Source organism: Mycolicibacter acidiphilus, assembly GCF_018455725.1.
Taxonomy (GTDB): Bacteria; Actinomycetota; Actinomycetes; order Mycobacteriales; family Mycobacteriaceae; genus Mycobacterium; species Mycobacterium acidiphilum.
In genome coordinates this window covers 33,980-51,158 of record NZ_JAHCLR010000033.1, presented here as the reverse complement: position 1 = coordinate 51,158, position 17,179 = coordinate 33,980, and the positions used below count along the sequence as shown (strand labels likewise).

Sequence of the window (17,179 nt, the reverse complement as noted above, 5' to 3'; positions counted from 1 at the left end):
CGTGGTGGGTGCCGGTCAACGGTTGCAGCATACCGGCAGGTGGTGTTTCACAGCGGATTCCCCGGCGGTTGCGGTTGCTGTGTCCGAGACGTCGGTGCGGCCCAGGTGTTCTCGGGCCGCACCGGGACCGTCCGTTATTTCTGCAGGGTGTACTGGTGCACGGAGTCGTAGCCCTTGCGGAACAGGTCCACGCAACCGTTGAGGTACTTGTCGAAGCGGTCGTAGGCCTCCTGGCCCTGCACCTCGATCGCCCGGTCCTTGTTGGCCAGCAGCATCGCCGCCCAGTCCTCGAGGGTGCGGGCGTAGTGCGGGCCGATCTCGTCGTCGCGGGTGCAGGTGAACCCGGCGTCGGCGGCATACTTGCGCGGCAGCCACGCCGACGGCAGCTGTCCCCCGGGGAAGATCTCCTTCATGATGAACAGGGTGAACTTCGCCAGGTCCATCGTCAGCGGCAGACCCTTGGCCAGGGCGTCCTCCGAGCCGGCGATCGCGGTGATCGTGTGCAGTAGCATCCGGCCGTCGTCGGGCAGCGCGTTGTAGGTGACCCGGAAGAAGTCCTCCCAGCGGTCGCGGCCGAAGTGCTCGAAGGCGCCGATCGACACGATCCGGTCCACCTTGTCGGTGAACTCCTCCCAGCCCTGCAGACGCACCTCGACGCTGCGGTTGGTCTGCACCTTCGCCAGCTTCTCGATCGCGTACCCACGCTGCTCACCGCTGAGCGTCAGGCCGATCACGTTGACGTCGTACTTCTCGATCGCCCGCTGCATGCAGGCACCCCAGCCGCAGCCGATGTCGAGCAGCGTCATACCAGGCTGCAGGCCCAGCTTGCCCAGTGCCAGGTCGAACTTGGCGATCTGCGCCTCATCGCAGGTGGTGTCCTTGTCCGGGTAGAACCCGCAGGTGTAGCCCATGGTCGGGCCCAGGAACAGCTCGTAGAACTCGTTCGAGATGTCGTAGATCGACTGCAGTTCCTCGTACTTCGGTTCCAGCTTCGACATTCTCGGTCTACTCGCGATCTCTTCCGGGGGAAAGGTAGGTAGGGCAAAGGCGTAGACAGCCTACCGTCACCGCCCCGGAAAACTCGATCGGGTGTGACTTCGCTACTCGGCGTCGCCGAACGTGGTGGTCAGCTCACTGATCACCGGGTTCCACAGCTCCTCGGGCAGGTCGTGGCCCATCCCCTCGAACAGCACCAGCCGGGCGCGATCGATGGCGTCGGCAACCGCCCGGCCGCCCGACGGGCGCATCAACTTGTCCGCCAGCCCGTGGATGACCACCGTCGGCGCGGCGATCAGCCGGTCGTAGTGAGCCAGGCTGCCGCTGCCGAGGATCGCGCCGAACTGCCGGGCCATCCCCCACGGGTAGTAGCTGCGCTCGTAGGCCTCGATCGCATTCGCCCGCAACTGCGGCTCCGGGGCCGGGTAGCGGGGGCTGCCGATGATCCGGCTGGCCCGCACCATGTTGTCGATGATGACGTCGCGCGGGGAGTCCGGCGACGGGCCGGTGAGCAGTGCCAGCAGCTGACGCGGCCCCGGCGGCGGCAGGAACCGCCGGTTGTTGCTGGAGAAGATCACCGCCAGCGAGCGGGTGCGGTGCGCGAACCGGGCGGCGAAGACCTGGACGATCATCCCGCCCATCGAGGCGCCGACGACGTGCGCGCGCTCGATCCCCAGGTGGTCGAGGAGCGCCGCGGCGTCGTCGGCCATGTCCTCCAGCGTGTACACCGACGCGCTGCGCAACCCCAGCCAGAACCGGGCCATCCGCGGGATCAGCGAGCCGCGGGCGTGTTCACGGCCCAGCTTGCTCGACAGCCCGACGTCCCGGTTGTCGTAGCGGATGACCCGCAGTCCCTGCGCGACGAGCTTCTCGCAGAACCCGGTCCGCCACAGCAGCAGCTGGGCGCCGAGGCCCATCACCAGCAGCACCGGGGGATGGGATTCGTCGCCCAGATCCTCGTAGTAGATGTCCAGGTCGCCGGAGCGGGCCGTCCCGCTGCGCTTCTGCACTCAGGCCTCCGGTTCGGTCGCGTCGGTGGTCTCGCTGCCGTGTTCGCGGCGGACGTCGACCATGAAGTTGGCGAAGTAGCCGGTCAGCTCCGGATCGCTCATCATCTGCCACTTCGGCGCCAGCAGCTTCATGTAGCGCTCCACGTAAAGGAACTGCTTGCCGATCAGCACCAGCTCACGCGGCAGCTTCACGTCGTAGGCGTCGGCGAGTGCCGACAGTTGCTTGCCGATGTCGGCGTAGGACAACTCGCCGAGCGATTTCATCGTCAGCGGGGTGGCGAACGCCTCCAGGTCCTTGGCGGCCTGGCCCTCCGGTCTCACCGTGCCCACCGCGCCCATCAGCACCACGATCTTGCCGGCGGCGGCGTGGTCCTTCTTGACCAGCAGGGCGTACACCAGTTCGCGCAGCAGCCAGCGGGTGCGCGGGTCGATGCGGCCCATGATCCCGAAGTCGAGGAAGACGACGCGCCCTTTCTCGTCGACCAGCAGGTTGCCGGCGTGCAGGTCGCCGTGGAACAGCCCGTGCCGCAGCCCGCCCTCGAACGTGGCGAACAGCAGCGCCTTGACCAGTTCGACGCCGTCGAACCCGGCCTTGCGGATGGCCTTCGCGTCATCGATGCGGATGCCCGACACCCGCTCCATCGTCAGGACCCGCTCACTGGTGAAGTCCCAGTGCACGTCGGCGACCTTGATGTTCTTGCCCAGCGGTGATCCGTGCAGGTGCGACACCCAGGTCTGCATCGACTGCGCCTCGATGCGGAAGTCCAGTTCCTCGGCGAGGTTGTCGGAGAAGTCGGCCACCACGTCCTGGGCGGACAGCCGTCGGCCCAGTTTGGCCAGCTCCACCAGTTGGGCGAAGCGCTTAAGGATCTGCAGGTCGGCGGCGACCCGGCGGCGGATGCCCGGGCGCTGGATCTTCACCACCACCTCCTCGCCGCTGTGCAGGGTGGCGAAATGCACCTGGGCGATCGACGCCGACGCGATCGGGGTCTCATCGAAGCTGGCGAACAGTTCCTGCGGTTCGGCGCCCAGCTCCTCGATGAACAGCTTGTGCACCTCGACCGGATCGGCGGGCGGCACCGCGTCGAGCAGCCCGCGGAACTCCCGCGACAGCGACTCGCCGAACGCCCCGGGGCTGGAGGCGACGATCTGGCCGAACTTCACGTAGGTGGGGCCGAGGTCGGCGAAGGTCTGCGGCAGCTCCCGGATCACCTTCTGCTGGATCGGTCCGGGCGTGAGCAGCTTGGTGAAGACCCGGGTGACGGCGCGGGTGAGCTGCCAGCCCGTCGCCCCGATCCGCGCCGCCTCGACCGGCAGCGGAACCCGGTCCAGCTTGGCCACCTGCCGGGGAATGGTCGAACTCATCGTTGCAGTCTGCCAAACCGGCCGGCCCCGGCTGTAACGACCGTATGGTGCGGTCATGGAGGTTGTCGCTGCGCAGTCAACGGACCTTTTCGTCGGGCCGGCCGCTGCGCCGGTGCAGCTGGCGCGGGTCGACTACCGCGGGGCCGCCGCAGGCTCGGTGATCCGGGTCGACGGCGACGGTTTGCGCGGGCAGGCGGTCATCGCCGGCGCCGACGGTGTCGACGGTTCGGTGGAGATTCCGGTGAACGTGGTGGGCGCGGCGCCCGGGCAGCGGCGGGCGGCGCGCGCCGCGGCCGCCGGCGCCGAACTGGACTTCACCTTCACCGTCGCCGAACCCGGCTGGACCATGTTCATGGTCGGCCACTTCCACTACGACCCGGTGTGGTGGAACACCCAGGCCAACTACACCAGCGAGTGGACCGAGAGCCCGCTGGGCGCCTGCCGGCAGACCAACGGCATCAACCTCATGCGTGCTCACCTGGACTGGGCGCGCACCCATCCGGAGTACAAGTTCGTCGTCGCCGAGGTCGACTACCTCAAGCCGTACTGGGACACCCACCCGGCCGATCGCGCCGAGCTGCGCCGGCTGATCGCCGACGGCCGGGTGGAGGTGATGGGCGGTACCTACAACGAACCGTCCACCAACCTCACCGACGCCGAGACCACCATTCGGAACCTGGTGCACGGCATCGGTTTTCAACGCGACATCATGGGCGGTCACCCCGCCACCGCCTGGCAGCTCGACGTGTTCGGGCATGATCCGCAGTTCCCCGGGATGATGGCCGACGCCGGGCTGACGTCCAGCGCGTGGGCCCGCGGGCCCTATCACCAGTGGGGGCCGATGGCGGGTGGCGGCGACCCGTGCCGGATGCAGTTCCCGAGCGAGTTCGAGTGGATCGCGCCGTCCGGGCGCGGCCTGCTCACCCACTACATGCCCGCGCACTACGCCGCCGGCTGGTGGATGGACGCGGCGCAGACGCTGGCCGAGGCCGAAGCCGACGTCCACACGCTGTTCAGCGGGCTGCAGAAGGTGGCGGCCACCCGCAACGTGCTGCTGCCGGTCGGCACCGACTTCACCCCGCCGAACCGCTGGGTCGTCGACATCCACCGGGACTGGGCGGCGCGCTACACCTGGCCGCGGTTCGTCTGTGCGCTGCCGAGCGAGTTCTTCGCCGCGGTGCGCGCCGAACTGGGGGCGCGTGGACGGACCCCGTCGCCGCAGACCCGGGACATGAACCCGATCTACACCGGCTGCCACGTCTCCTACATCGACACCAAGCAGGCCAACCGGGCCGCCGAGCAGGCACTGCTGGGCGCCGAGCGGTTCGCGATGTTCGCCGCACTGCTGACCGGCGCGGTCTACCCGGAAGCGGCGCTGGCCAAAGGCTGGGCGCAGCTGTCCTACAACGCCCACCACGACGCGATCACCGGCTCGGAATCCGACCAGGTGTACCTGGACCTGCTGACCGGCTGGCGCGACGCCTGGCAGCTGGGCCGCGATGCCCGGGACAGTGCGCTGGCGGTGCTGTCCGGGCTGGTCGGCGGCGACCGGTCGGCGGTGGTGTGGAACCCGGTGGCGCGCGACCGCACCGACGTAGTCAGTGTGCGGCTGCGTGAGCCGACGGGTGGGGTTCGGGTCCTGGACGCCGACGGCGCCGAGGTAGCCGCCGTGCTCGACGACGACAGCCACACGGTGACCTGGCTGGCGGCCGGGGTGCCGTCGCTGGGCTGGCGAAGCTACCGGGTGACATCAGGGTCTGCTGGGGGCTGGACCCCGATCCCCGGCACTCAGATCGGCAACGAGCAGCACCGGCTGACCGTCGACCCGGCCCGCGGCGGCGGGGTGTCGTCGTGGCTTGGCGCCGGGCGCGAACTGATCGTCGAGGGCGGGCTCGGCAACCAGCTCGCCGTCTACGACGAATACCCGAAACACCCGCAGTCCGGGGAGGGGCCGTGGCACCTGGTGCCCAGCGGCAACCTGTTCACCTCCGCCGTCGCCCGGGACGTCACCGTGCAGGCCTACCGCAGCCCGCTGGGGGAGCGGCTGGTGGTGCGCGGCCGCATCCGCCGGGTGCTGAGCTACACGCAGACGCTGACGCTGTGGAACGGGGTGGACCGGATCGACTGTCGCACGGTGGTGTCGGGGTTCACCGGGGCCGACCACCTGCTGCGGCTGCGCTGGCCCTGCCCGATCCCCGGCGCCATGCCGGTCGCGGAGACCGCCGACGCCGTCATCGGCCGGGGCTTCGGACTGCTGCACGAAGCCAGCGGGCGCTCGGTCGACACCGCCCGGTTCCCGTGGACGCTGGACACCCCCGCGCACCGCTGGTTCGGGCTGTCGTCGTGCGTCCGGATCAGCGTCGGTGACGGCACCCGCGCGGTGGCGGTCGCCGAGGTGGTGGCGGCGGATTCGGGTGCCGCCGAGGTCCGGGAGCTGATGGTCGCCCTGGTGCGCGCCGGGGTGACCGCCACCTGCTCGGCGAGCGACGGCCCCCGTTACGGCAACCTCGACGTCGACTCCAACCTCCCCGACACCCGGATCGCGCTGGGCGGGCCCGCGGTCAACGCCTTCACCGCGTCGGTGCTGGCTGCCGCCGACCCGGCGTACACCGCCGAACTGGACCGGCAGCTGGCGCGTGACGGCCGAGCGCGGGTGTGGGTGCCGGCGACGGCGCCGCTGACGCAGGTGTGGGTACCCGGCGCGGACCTGAGCGGGGTGCGGGCACTGCCGGTACTGGTGATCGCCGCCGCCGACGAGACCGTTTCGCAGGCCGGGCTGGCCGCCGAGATCGCCCGGGTCGCCGACGACCTCGCCGACGCGCAGATCGAGGTGAATCAGGACGCCCCCGCCGAGATGGCGCCGTTCGAGGCGCGCACCGTCGCACTGGTCAACCGCGGCGTGCCCAGCTTCGCCGTCGACAAGCACGGCACCCTGCACACCGCACTGCTGCGCTCCTGCACCAGCTGGCCGTCGGCGGCCTGGACCGACGGCGAGCGCCGCACCGCACCCGACGGCAGCAACTTCCAGTTGCAGCATTGGACGCACACCTTCGACTACGCCCTGCTGGCCGGGGACGGCGACTGGCGGCAGGCCCGCATCGCCGACCGCAGCGCCGAATTCGCCGACCCGCTGCTGGCGGTGCTGCCTGTCGAGGCCGGCGGCGCCCTGCCCGCGACCGGGTCGCTGCTGCGGGTCGACGGCGCCGGGTCGGTGGCGGTGGGCGCGCTCAAACCGGCCGGCAACCCGTTGGCCCGCGGCAGCGCGCAGCCGGTCGACCCGGCCACGGTCGCGGTCCGACTGGTGGAGGGGCACGGGGCCGACGCCGACGTCCGGCTGCGCAGCGACCTGGGCAACGTGACCGTGCTGGGCCGGGCCGACCTGTTGGAGCAGCCCGTCGAGCACCCGGACCCGCAGCGACTGCACGGCTACGAGATCGCCACCGTGCTGGCCCGGCTGGACATCGGGGCGTCGGCCGATGCTGGGGCCGGTCTCGGCCCGGACGCCGAGACCGCCCAGCCGCTGTACCCGCGCTTCTGGCAGCACAACCGCGGACCGGCGCCGCTGGGCGGGCTGCCGGGGATCCCGGTGCTGCAACCGCAGCGCCTCGACGCGGAACCGGGCGCCCGGCTGACGCTGGGGTTGACCGTGGCCAGCGACAGCGTCGACGCCGCCCTGATCGGCGCGGTGACCCTGACCGGGCCCGACGATTGGACGGTGGAGCCGGGGAAGGTGCCGGTGCGGCTGGAGGCGGGCGAGCATCTGGCCGTGGACCTGGCGGTGATGGTGCCGTCGGGCGCCGACCCCGGGGTGTACCCGATCCGGGCCCGGTTCGACGTCACCGGTGCCGAGGTTCCCCCCGCGTGGCATCAGCCCGTCGAAGACGTCGCCGTCGTGACGGTCGGCGGGGCCGGCCCGGCCCGGCTGCTGTACCTGGTGGACGGCCCGGCGGACGTCGACGTGCGCGCCGGTGAATCTGCCCGGCTGACCGTCACCGTCGGCACCGACGCGCGCACCGACCTGGCGGTGGAGGCGCACCTGATCAGCCCGTGGGGCACGTGGGAGTGGGCCGGGCCAGCGGCGGCCGGCGCCGTCATCCCCGCCGGTGGCACCGTGACCGTCGGCTTCGACGTGACACCGCCGGCCTGGGCGGAGCCCGGCGACTTCTGGGCGCTGATCCGGGTCGGTTGCGCCGGGGCGCTGATCTACTCGCCGACGGTGCGGATGGCGGTGCTGCCCGCCGACGGTGATCCCGAAACCCCGGGCCTGGCCTGATGGCGACCCTGGCGGTGGACGTCGGTGGCACCAAGATCGCCGTCGGCCTGGTGGATCCCTCCGGTGCGCTGGTGCACACCGCGGTGCGGCCCACGCAGGGCGACCGCGATGCCGAGACGGTGTGGGCGGTGGCCGCCGGGCTGATCGCCGAGGTGCTCGCGGTCGTCGGCGGTGCGGTGGACGGGGTGGGCGTCGGCTGCGCCGGGCCGATCGATCGGGCAGCCGGTACCGTCAGCCCGGTCAACATCGCCTCCTGGCGGGGCTTCCCGCTGCGTGATCGGGTCGCGGCGGCGGTGCCGGGGGTGCCGGTCCGGTTCGCCGGCGACGGGGTGTGCATGGCGCTCGGTGAGCACCGGCACGGCGCCGGCCGCGGCGCCCACTCGATGCTCGGCATGGTGGTGTCGACCGGGGTCGGCGGCGGCCTGATCCTCGACGGCGTTCCCTACCACGGCCGCACCGGCAACGCCGGGCACGTCGGCCACGTCGTCGTTGATCGGGACGGACCGCCGTGTCGGTGTGGCGGGCACGGCTGCGTGGAGGCTGTCGCCGCCGGCCCGGCGATGGTGCGCTGGGCGCTGGCCAACGGCTGGACACCGGACGACACCGCCGACGCCAAGGTGCTCGCGGAAGCCGCCACCGCCGGTGATCCGGTGGCGGTGGCGGCCTTCGCCCGCGGCACCACCGCGCTGGCCGCGATGATCGCCTCGGTGGCGGCGGTCTGTGACCTGGACCTGGTGGTGATCGGTGGGGGAGTCGCCAAATCCGGTGGCGTGCTGTTCGATCCGCTGCGGGCGGCGCTGGCCGGGTACGCCGGCCTGGAGTTCCTAGCCGGTCTGCGGGTGGTGCCCGCCGAACTGGGTGGCGACGCCGGGCTGGTCGGCGCGGCGGTGCTCGCCGGTCTGCGTTGACTCTGCGGGTAGGGCGGCGGAGTGCGAGAAGGTCGCGCCGTGGGCGCAGAGTCATTGTGAAGGCGGAGTCCCTAATCCAAGCCCAGCACCGCCAGTAAGGCTGCGTCGACCGCCGCCATTTCAGAGCCGGTGAGTCGGCCCGCGAACTCGCCGAGCCGTGCCTGCGGATCGATGACGGTGAGCTGCTCCACCAGCACCCGGATCCTGGTCCCGGCGACCTCAACCTCCGGGCGGAAGGACGCGGCACGACGGCCGGTCGAGGTCGGCGCGACCACCCAGGTGGACAGTGGGAGATCGTCGGACTGCACTACGACGGCATAGCGTCCACCGGTTTGTTCGTGCCCACGGGCATCCTTCGGGGCTTTCAGTCGGTACAGATCACCACGCACGGATGGCGTCCATCTCAGCGACCAACTGGCGCGAGGCCGCGACGTCATCGGGGTCGTCGCGCAGTTGCTCGGCCTCGGCACGCAACCGGGCCCGCCGTTGAGCGCGTTCAGCGTCCAAGATCGCTGTGCGGGTGGCTTCGGAGCGGGACCGACCGTCGCTGGTCAGCGCCTCTAACGCCTGCTCGACCTCGGAGTCGATACGTATTGTAAGCGTACCCATACGACAAATCGTACGACGAATTGCCCGACGACGCTGATCGTGCGGTTTCATCCGCATCGCCCGAGAGGCGGCGTCGTAAACCGCACGTTCGGCGTCGGAGCGGACCCGTTTTGGCTGATCGCGCAGAAGCCCGCTATAGTCGTCGGCGATCCACCGAAGACCGTCGGTCACCGAGCAATCGGTTGAAGGTCCGGGAATTCCCGGCGGCCCACGCAGGAGGACGAGGCAACCGCAGGCGCATGCCCGCGAACATCAACGCCCCGGCCGCATCCTGCGCCGGGGCGTTCGTCGTTCTTGACGGTGCATCCACCGATTTACGACCACTGAGGAGGTATGCATGGCGCGGACTGACAAGACCGCTGCCGTCGCGGACATCGTCGAGCAGTTCAAGGGCTCGACCGCGACCGTGATCACCGAGTACCGCGGTCTGACGGTCGCCAACCTGGCCGAGCTGCGCCGTTCGCTCGCCGGGTCGGCCACCTACTCCGTGGCGAAGAACACGCTGAGCAAGCTGGCTGCGGCCGAGGCGGGCGTCGACGGTCTGGAGGACCTGTTCGTCGGCCCCACCGCGATCGCCTTCATCCAGGGTGAGCCCGTCGACGCGGCCAAGGCGATCAAGAAGTTCGCCAAGGACCACAAGGCGCTGGTCATCAAGGGCGGCTACATGGACGGCCACGCGCTGTCCGTCGCCGAGGTGGAGCGCATCGCCGACCTGGAGTCGCGCGAGGTGCTGCTGGCCAAGATGGCCGGTGCCATGAAGGCCAACCTGTCCAAGGCCGCCGGGCTGTTCGCCGCCCCGGCCTCGCAGATGGCGCGCCTGGCCGCGGCACTGCAGGAGAAGAAGCCCGCCTCAGAAGCACCAGCAGCCGCACCGCAAGCGGCAGAGACCACCGAAGCGCCTGCCGAGGCCGCCGAGGCCCCGGCCGACGCCGCCGAATAACCCACAACCGAAAACTTCCTACCCGGAAATCAGAAAGGACCGAAATCATGGCCAAACTTTCCACCGAAGAGCTGCTCGACGTCTTCAAAGAGATGACCCTGCTGGAGCTGTCGGAGTTCGTGAAGCAGTTCGAGGAGACCTTCGACGTCACCGCGGCCGCCCCGGTCGCCGTCGCCGTCGCCGGTGGCGCTGCTGCGCCGGCCGAGGCCGCCGAGGAGCAGTCCGAGTTCGACGTGATCCTGGAGTCGGCCGGCGAGAAGAAGATCGGCGTCATCAAGGTCGTCCGCGAGGTCGTCTCCGGCCTGGGCCTCAAGGAGGCCAAGGACCTGGTCGACGCCGCTCCCAAGCCGCTGCTGGAGAAGGTCGCCAAGGAGGCCGCCGAGGACGCCAAGGCCAAGCTCGAGGCTGCCGGCGCGACGGTCACCGTCAAGTAGTTCAGCTTTCCCATCAAGCCCCCGGGTCACCCGACCCGGGGGCTTGATGCATTGTGAGGGCATGACGGCCGCCTCATCCGCTGTGGACAACCCGTACCTGGACGGTGTCTTCGCGCCGGTACGCACCGAGGTGACCGCGCTGGACCTGAAGGTCACCGGGCACATCCCGGAGTACCTGGACGGCCGCTACCTGCGCAACGGCGCCAACCCGGTCGCCGACGTCGACCCCGCCACCTACCACTGGTTCACCGGTGATCCGATGGTGCACGGGGTGGCGCTGCGCGACGGCCGGGCGCACTGGTACCGCAACCGCTGGATCCGCACCCCGGCGGTCTGCGCGGCCCTGGGCGAGCCGCGGCCCGCCCGGCTGGACCCCCGGGCCGGCATGCTGGCCGTCGGACCGAACACCAACGTGCTCAGCCACGCCGGGCGGACCCTGGCACTGGTGGAGGGCGGCGTCGCGGCCTACGAGCTCACCGAGGACCTGGACACGGTCGGAACCTGCGACTTCGACGGCACCCTGACCGGCGGGTACGTCGCGCACCCGCACCGGGACCCGGTCACCGGGGAGTGGCACGCGGTGTCGTACTCGTTCGGGCGGGCGAACACCGTGCAGTACTCGGTGATCGACACCGCCGGCCATGCTCGCCGCACCGTCGACATCGAGGTGACCGGCTCGCCGATGATGCACGACTTCTCGCTGACCGAGAAGTACGTCGTCGTCTACGACCTGCCGGTCACGTTCGACGCGGCCCAGGTGCTGCCGGCCGGCCTGCCACGGTGGCTCACGGCGCCGGCCCTGCTGGTGCTGCAGAGCCTGGTCGGCCGGGTCCGGGTGCCGAGCCCGATCACCGCACTGGTCAACCGTGGCACCACGCCGCCGGCCGGGCTGCCCTACGCCTGGAACCCCGGCTACCCGGCCCGGATCGGCGTGCTGCCGCGGGAGGGCGGTAGCCGTGACGTCCGCTGGTTCGACGTCGAACCCTGCTTTGTCTTCCACCCGCTCAACGCCTACACCGAGGTCTCGCCCAGCGGGGTGGAGTTGCTGGTGCTGGACGTGGTGCGCTACGCGAAGGTGTTCGACGCCGACCGGCGCGGACCCGGGGACGCCCCGCCGATGCTGGACCGCTGGACGATCGACCTGACCACCGGGGCGGTGCGCACCGAGACGCGCGACGACCGGCCGCAGGAGTTCCCCCGGATCAACGAGGCCCGGCTCGGTGTGCGGCACCGCTTCGGCTACACCGTCGGGATCGAGGGCGGCTTCCTCGGCGACGCCCAGACGGCGATGACGACCGTGCTGCACAAGCACGACTACGCCGACGGGACGTCCACCACGGCGCCGCTGGACCCGGATCTGGTGCTCGGGGAGATGTCGTTCGTGGCGCGCCCGGGTGGTCTCGACGAGGACGACGGCGTGCTGATCGGCATCGGGCATCACCGCGGCGACGACGAGAGCCGGTTGCTGATGCTCGACGCCGCGACCTGCGAACCGCTGGCGACCGTGCACCTGCCGCAGCGGGTGCCGATGGGTTTTCACGGTAACTGGGCACCCACTCCCGATCAGGCGGACTGATTCGCGGGTCGGGGCCGTGCAACGGCGATGCCAGTCCCACCGGTGCGATACAGTGGCCCAAGCCACAAGGGGAGTAGTGGCGCGAACATCAATGTGGAAGGACCCCCAATGGGTGTGGAAATCAAGGTCAACAACCTGACCAAATCCTTCGGGTCCGCTCGAATCTGGGAAGACGTCACGCTGGACATCCCGCAGGGTGAGGTCAGCGTCATGCTCGGCCCGTCCGGTACCGGCAAGTCCGTGTTCCTGAAGTCGCTGATCGGTCTGCTGCGCCCGGAGCGCGGCTCGATCGTCATCGACGGCACCGACATCCTGCAGTGCTCGGCCAAGGAGCTCTACGAGATCCGCACGCTGTTCGGCGTGCTGTTCCAGGACGGCGCGCTGTTCGGGTCGATGAACATCTACGACAACACCGCCTTCCCGCTGCGCGAGCACACCAAGAAGTCCGAGAAGGAAATCCGTGACATCGTCATGGAGAAGCTCGACCTGGTCGGTATGCCCAACGACGGCTACAAGTTCCCCGGTGAGATCTCCGGCGGTATGCGCAAGCGTGCCGGCCTGGCCCGCGCCCTGGTGCTCGACCCGCAGATCATCCTCGTCGACGAGCCGGACTCCGGTCTGGACCCGGTCCGCACCGCCTACCTCAGCCAGCTGCTGATCGACATCAACGCGCAGATCGACGCCACCATCCTGATCGTCACGCACAACATCAACATCGTCCGCACGGTGCCGGACAACATCGGCATGCTCTACCGCAAGCACCTGGTCATGTTCGGGCCGCGTGAGGTGCTGCTGACCAGTGAGGAGCCGGCCGTCAAGCAGTTCCTCAACGGCCGGCGGATCGGGCCGATCGGCATGTCCGAGGAGAAGGACGAGGCGACGGCCGCCGCCGAGCAGGCCGCCCTGGCCGCCGGGCAGACCGACGGCGGTGTCGAGGAGATCGAGGGCGTGCCGCCGCAGATCATCGCCTCGCCGGGAATGCCGGAGCGCAAGGCCGTCGCACGCCGGCAGGCGCGGGTGCGGTCGATCCTGCACACGCTGCCGCCGAACGCGCAGGCCGTGATCCGCGACGAACTGGAGGGCACCCACCAGTACGCGGTGCACGAGTTCCCGGAGGACGACGCTCCCACCGCATCCATTCCGACCCACGGCTGACCGGAACGGACCGCGCACCGTGTCGGCTCTTGACGGACGGGCGTAAACGGTTCACTCTGGTCGCAGCGTTTGTGCGGGGTGCCGATCATCGGCCGGCCAGCACCGATATCTCCCCGGACGCTGCGGTTGAGGAATGCCGTGGTTGAGTAATGCTGCGTCTTAGGCTATTGTTGGACGTTGCGCTGGCTACCTCCTGCCCACCCTTGCTCGCACCAGACCCTGCAGTACCAAGCCTGAGGCTCGTATCAGGCCTGTGACCTCGTGGTTCGGCTGTGCGTGAGACCCGGACAGATCGTCCGCCAGCCGAACCAACGTAGATATAGCAGCGAACGGGTCCGGCACCGATGGTCCCGCTGGCCGCACTAGGTGCTGGAAGGATGCATCTTGGCAGTCTCCCGCCAGAGCAAGAAGAACACCTCCGCTAAGAATTCCCCCAATAGTTCCGTTCCCGGAGCGCCGAACCGGGTCTCCTTCGCCAAGCTGCGCGAACCGCTTGAGGTTCCGGGTCTGCTCGACGTGCAGACCGATTCGTTCCAGTGGCTGATCGGGGCACAGGGCTGGCGGGACAAGGTTGCCGCGAACAGCGACACCGCACCGAAGGGCGGCCTCGAAGAGGTGCTCGAGGAGCTCTCGCCGATCGAGGACTTCTCCGGCTCGATGTCACTCTCGTTCTCCGACCCGCGGTTCGACGAGGTCAAGGCCCCGGTCGAGGAATGCCGCGACAAGGACATGACCTACGCGGCGCCGCTGTTCGTCACCGCGGAGTTCATCAACAACAACACCGGCGAGATCAAGAGCCAGACGGTGTTCATGGGTGACTTCCCGATGATGACCGAGAAGGGCACGTTCATCATCAACGGCACCGAGCGTGTCGTCGTCTCCCAGCTGGTGCGGTCACCCGGCGTGTACTTCGACGCCAGCATCGACAAGTCCACCGAGAAGACGCTGCACTCGGTGAAGGTCATCCCGGGTCGCGGTGCCTGGCTGGAGTTCGACATCGACAAGCGCGACCTGGTCGGTGTCCGCATCGACCGTAAGCGCCGGCAGGCCGTCACCGTGCTGCTCAAGGCGCTGGGCTGGACCGCCGAGCAGATCCGCGAGCGGTTCGGCTTCTCCGAGATCATGATGTCGACCCTGGAGAAGGACACCGCCGCCAATACCGACGAGGCGCTGCTGGAGATCTACCGCAAGCTGCGTCCGGGCGAGCCGCCCACCAAGGAATCGGCGCAGACGCTGCTGGAGAACCTGTTCTTCAAGGAGAAGCGCTACGACCTGGCCCGGGTGGGTCGGTACAAGATCAACAAGAAGCTGGGCCTGACCGCCACGCCGGGCGCGCCGCAGCCGACCACGCTGACCGAAGAGGACATCGTGGCGACCATCGAGTACCTGGTGCGGCTGCACGACGCCGCGCTGACCGGTCAGCCGGCGACGATGACGGTGCCCGGCGGCGTCGAGGTGCCGGTCGAGGTCGACGACATCGACCACTTCGGCAACCGGCGGCTGCGCACGGTGGGCGAGCTGATCCAGAACCAGATCCGGGTCGGCCTGTCGCGCATGGAACGTGTTGTGCGCGAACGGATGACCACTCAGGACGTCGAGGCGATCACGCCGCAGACCCTGATCAACATCCGCCCGGTTGTTGCCGCGATCAAGGAGTTCTTCGGCACCAGCCAGCTGTCGCAGTTCATGGACCAGAACAACCCGCTGTCCGGTCTGACCCACAAGCGCCGCCTGTCGGCGCTGGGCCCGGGTGGTCTGTCCCGTGAGCGCGCCGGCCTCGAGGTCCGTGACGTGCACCCGTCGCACTACGGCCGGATGTGCCCGATCGAGACCCCGGAAGGCCCGAACATCGGTCTGATCGGGTCGCTGTCGGTGTACGCCCGGGTGAACCCGTTCGGCTTCATCGAGACGCCGTACCGCAAGGTTGTGGACGGGGTCGTCACTGACGACATCGAGTACCTGACCGCCGACGAGGAGGACCGCCACGTCGTGGCGCAGGCCAACTCGCCGGTCGATGAGGACGGGCACTTCGTCGAGGACCGCGTCCTGGTCCGCCGGAAGGGCGGCGAGGTCGAGTACGTCTCCTCCAACGAGGTCGACTACATGGACGTCTCGCCGCGCCAGATGGTGTCGGTGGCCACGGCCATGATCCCGTTCCTGGAGCACGACGACGCCAACCGTGCCCTGATGGGTGCGAACATGCAGCGTCAGGCGGTGCCGCTGGTCCGCAGTGAGGCGCCGCTGGTCGGCACCGGCATGGAGTTGCGGGCCGCGATCGACGCCGGTGACGTGATCGTCGCCGAGAAGGCCGGTGTCATCGAGGAGGTCTCCGCCGACTACGTGACGGTGATGGCCGACGACGGCACCCGGGCGACCTACCGGATGCGCAAGTTCAACCGGTCCAACCACGGCACCTGCGCCAACCAGCGTCCGATCGTGGACGCCGGTCAGCGGGTGGAGGCCGGCCAGGTCGTCGCCGACGGTCCGTGCACCGAGAACGGCGAGATGGCGCTGGGCAAGAACCTGCTCGTCGCGATCATGCCGTGGGAGGGTCACAACTACGAGGACGCGATCATCCTCTCCAACCGGCTGGTTGAAGAGGACGTGCTCACCTCGATCCACATCGAAGAGCACGAGATCGACGCCCGCGACACCAAGCTGGGCGCCGAGGAGATCACCCGGGACATCCCGAACGTCTCCGACGAGGTGCTCGCCGACCTCGACGAGCGCGGCATCGTCCGCATCGGCGCCGAGGTCCGCGACGGCGACATCCTGGTCGGCAAGGTCACCCCGAAGGGTGAGACTGAGCTGACCCCGGAGGAGCGGCTGCTGCGGGCGATCTTCGGTGAGAAGGCCCGTGAGGTCCGCGACACCTCGCTGAAGGTGCCGCACGGCGAGTCCGGCAAGGTTATCGGCATCCGGGTGTTCTCCCGCGAGGACGACGACGAGCTGCCCGCCGGGGTCAACGAGCTGGTGCGCGTGTACGTGGCGCAGAAGCGCAAGATCTCCGACGGTGACAAGCTCGCCGGCCGCCACGGCAACAAGGGCGTCATCGGCAAGATCCTGCCGGCCGAGGACATGCCGTTCCTGCCGGACGGCACCCCGGTCGACATCATCCTGAACACCCACGGTGTGCCGCGTCGTATGAACATCGGTCAGATCCTGGAGACCCACCTGGGCTGGATCGCCAAGACCGGCTGGAACATCGATGTGGCGGCCGGGGTCCCCGACTGGGCCGACAAGCTCCCCGAGGAGCTGTACTCGGCCGGTCCGGACACCCGGACCGCGACCCCGGTGTTCGACGGGGCGCAGGAGGGTGAGCTGCAGGGGCTGCTGTCCTCGACGCTGGCCAACCGCGACGGCGAGGTCATGGTCGACGGCGACGGTAAGGCGCGGCTGTTCGACGGCCGCTCCGGTGAGCCGTTCCCGTACCCGGTGACCGTCGGCTACATGTACATCATGAAGCTGCACCACCTGGTGGACGACAAGATCCACGCCCGCTCCACCGGCCCGTACTCGATGATCACCCAGCAGCCGCTGGGTGGTAAGGCGCAGTTCGGTGGTCAGCGGTTCGGTGAGATGGAGTGCTGGGCCATGCAGGCCTACGGCGCCGCCTACACCCTGCAGGAGCTGCTGACGATCAAGTCCGACGACACCGTCGGGCGTGTGAAGGTCTACGAGGCGATCGTCAAGGGCGAGAACATCCCCGAGCCCGGCATCCCCGAGTCGTTCAAGGTGCTGCTCAAAGAGCTGCAGTCGCTGTGCCTGAACGTGGAGGTGCTGGCGAAGGACGGTGCGGCGATCGAGCTGCGCGAGGGAGAGGACGAGGACCTGGAGCGGGCAGCCGCGAACCTGGGAATCAACCTGTCCCGCAACGAATCCGCTTCTGTTGAAGACCTGGCTTAGTTACTAG

General features: G+C 69.3%; 12 protein-coding genes. 7 read left to right on the top strand and 5 right to left on the bottom strand.

All coding sequences use genetic code 11. The annotated features are described in order from the left end of the window. Positions 1 to 134: 134 nt before the first annotated feature. The 3 genes from KIH27_RS15255 to KIH27_RS15245 form a co-directional block, all read right to left on the bottom strand. The gene (locus KIH27_RS15255) at positions 135 to 998 is read right to left on the bottom strand and encodes a cyclopropane mycolic acid synthase family methyltransferase (protein ID WP_214093809.1); all 864 of its coding nucleotides are present in this window, start codon (positions 996 to 998) and stop codon (positions 135 to 137) included. A gap of 102 nt (positions 999 to 1,100) precedes the next feature. Beyond that, positions 1,101 to 2,006 carry an alpha/beta fold hydrolase gene (locus KIH27_RS15250; RefSeq protein ID WP_214093808.1) on the bottom strand — a complete coding sequence of 302 codons (906 nt, stop codon included), beginning with the start codon at positions 2,004 to 2,006 and terminating at the stop codon, positions 1,101 to 1,103. After that, positions 2,007 to 3,371, bottom strand: coding sequence for an ABC1 kinase family protein (locus tag KIH27_RS15245; protein WP_214093807.1), 1,365 nt, complete (start codon positions 3,369 to 3,371; stop codon positions 2,007 to 2,009). 55 nt (positions 3,372 to 3,426) lie between these two features. Here KIH27_RS15245 and KIH27_RS15240 point away from each other — a divergent pair, with 55 nt between their 5' ends. Beyond that, positions 3,427 to 7,644 (top strand): glycoside hydrolase family 38 N-terminal domain-containing protein, encoded by a 4,218-nt coding sequence (locus KIH27_RS15240; RefSeq protein ID WP_214093806.1) that lies wholly within the window; start codon positions 3,427 to 3,429, stop codon positions 7,642 to 7,644. Further along, complete coding sequence (locus KIH27_RS15235; RefSeq protein WP_214093805.1) at positions 7,644 to 8,552, top strand: ROK family protein; 909 nt, start codon at positions 7,644 to 7,646, stop codon at positions 8,550 to 8,552. The genes KIH27_RS15240 and KIH27_RS15235 overlap by 1 nt, the downstream gene beginning before the upstream one ends. A 71-nt stretch (positions 8,553 to 8,623) precedes the next feature. Here the strand turns inward: KIH27_RS15235 and KIH27_RS15230 are convergent, their stop codons facing one another. Further along, positions 8,624 to 8,989, bottom strand: a complete 366-nt coding sequence (locus KIH27_RS15230) for a type II toxin-antitoxin system PemK/MazF family toxin (protein WP_250150200.1) — start codon at positions 8,987 to 8,989, stop codon at positions 8,624 to 8,626. Continuing rightward, positions 8,931 to 9,161, bottom strand: coding sequence for a hypothetical protein (locus KIH27_RS15225; protein WP_214093803.1), 231 nt, complete (start codon positions 9,159 to 9,161; stop codon positions 8,931 to 8,933). The genes KIH27_RS15230 and KIH27_RS15225 overlap by 59 nt, the downstream gene beginning before the upstream one ends. Positions 9,162 to 9,498: 337 nt before the next feature. On the opposite strand from KIH27_RS15225, the gene rplJ reads away from it, so the two are divergent. From rplJ to rpoB, 5 genes are all read left to right on the top strand, one after another. Continuing rightward, positions 9,499 to 10,101, top strand: coding sequence for a 50S ribosomal protein L10 (gene rplJ, locus KIH27_RS15220; protein ID WP_214093802.1), 603 nt, complete (start codon positions 9,499 to 9,501; stop codon positions 10,099 to 10,101). A gap of 47 nt (positions 10,102 to 10,148) precedes the next feature. After that, a complete protein-coding gene (gene rplL / locus KIH27_RS15215; protein ID WP_214093801.1) occupies positions 10,149 to 10,535 on the top strand; it encodes a 50S ribosomal protein L7/L12 in 387 nt (128 codons plus the stop codon). A 61-nt stretch (positions 10,536 to 10,596) separates the two neighbouring features. Then, entirely contained in the window at positions 10,597 to 12,111 is a 1,515-nt protein-coding gene (locus KIH27_RS15210) for a carotenoid oxygenase family protein (RefSeq protein ID WP_214093800.1), read from the top strand. Positions 12,112 to 12,219: 108 nt separating this feature from the next. Next, the gene (locus tag KIH27_RS15205; protein ID WP_214093799.1) at positions 12,220 to 13,266 is read left to right on the top strand and encodes an ABC transporter ATP-binding protein; all 1,047 of its coding nucleotides are present in this window, start codon (positions 12,220 to 12,222) and stop codon (positions 13,264 to 13,266) included. A 366-nt stretch (positions 13,267 to 13,632) separates the two neighbouring features. Beyond that, positions 13,633 to 17,172: a DNA-directed RNA polymerase subunit beta gene (gene rpoB, locus KIH27_RS15200; protein WP_214093798.1), complete on the top strand. Its 3,540-nt coding sequence runs from the start codon at positions 13,633 to 13,635 to the stop codon at positions 17,170 to 17,172. Positions 17,173 to 17,179: the final 7 nt, after the last annotated feature.

Excerpts from the sequence above, each read along its gene's own strand:
- KIH27_RS15255 (WP_214093809.1), bottom strand. The coding sequence starts at position 998 with ATGTCGAAGCTGGAACCGAAGTACGAGGAACTGCAGTCGATCTACGAC.
- KIH27_RS15245 (WP_214093807.1), bottom strand. The coding sequence starts at position 3,371 with ATGAGTTCGACCATTCCCCGGCAGGTGGCCAAGCTGGACCGGGTTCCG.
- KIH27_RS15240 (WP_214093806.1), top strand. The coding sequence starts at position 3,427 with ATGGAGGTTGTCGCTGCGCAGTCAACGGACCTTTTCGTCGGGCCGGCC.
- KIH27_RS15235 (WP_214093805.1), top strand. The coding sequence starts at position 7,644 with ATGGCGACCCTGGCGGTGGACGTCGGTGGCACCAAGATCGCCGTCGGC.
- KIH27_RS15230 (WP_250150200.1), bottom strand. The coding sequence starts at position 8,989 with ATGACGTCGCGGCCTCGCGCCAGTTGGTCGCTGAGATGGACGCCATCC.
- KIH27_RS15225 (WP_214093803.1), bottom strand. The coding sequence starts at position 9,161 with ATGGGTACGCTTACAATACGTATCGACTCCGAGGTCGAGCAGGCGTTA.
- rplJ (WP_214093802.1), top strand. The coding sequence starts at position 9,499 with ATGGCGCGGACTGACAAGACCGCTGCCGTCGCGGACATCGTCGAGCAG.
- rplL (WP_214093801.1), top strand. The coding sequence starts at position 10,149 with ATGGCCAAACTTTCCACCGAAGAGCTGCTCGACGTCTTCAAAGAGATG.
- KIH27_RS15210 (WP_214093800.1), top strand. The coding sequence starts at position 10,597 with ATGACGGCCGCCTCATCCGCTGTGGACAACCCGTACCTGGACGGTGTC.
- KIH27_RS15205 (WP_214093799.1), top strand. The coding sequence starts at position 12,220 with ATGGGTGTGGAAATCAAGGTCAACAACCTGACCAAATCCTTCGGGTCC.